This is a genomic window from Haematobacter missouriensis (genome assembly GCF_000740775.1).
GTDB classification, from domain to species: Bacteria; Pseudomonadota; Alphaproteobacteria; order Rhodobacterales; family Rhodobacteraceae; genus Haematobacter; species Haematobacter missouriensis.
This window is the reverse complement of sequence record NZ_JFGS01000136.1, coordinates 1-312: the sequence shown is the minus strand read 5'-3', so window position 1 is coordinate 312 and position 312 is coordinate 1. Positions and strand designations below refer to the sequence as shown.

The window sequence follows — 312 nt, the reverse complement described above, 5'->3', positions numbered from 1 at the left end:
TCTTCGCTCAGCTCGTCATGCAGGCGCTTGGGCGCGTGGCCGAGCAGGTTGCGGTGCTTGTGAACCGTGCAGCGCTGGATGGGCAGGTCCCCGCCCCAGAGCGCCACGAGCGCGGCTTCAAGGCCGGGGGCGCCGTCAACGATTACGAACTCGGGCCGCCTGAGGCCCCGCGCGTCCAGGTCGGCAAGGAAGCTGCCCCAGGCAGCCGTGCTTTCGCCGCCCATGTTCCTGATCGAGAGGAGCACCTTTTGTCCGTCGCGGCGGATGCCGATCGCCGCCAGCACCGAGATGTTGGTGGCCTTGCGGTCCAGC

1 protein-coding gene is annotated in these 312 nt (G+C 68.9%); it reads right to left on the bottom strand.

The genetic code is table 11. The features are described from left to right. Nucleotides 1-312: IS256 family transposase (locus CG51_RS18990; protein ID WP_035747756.1), on the bottom strand; the 312-nt coding region annotated here is incomplete at both ends.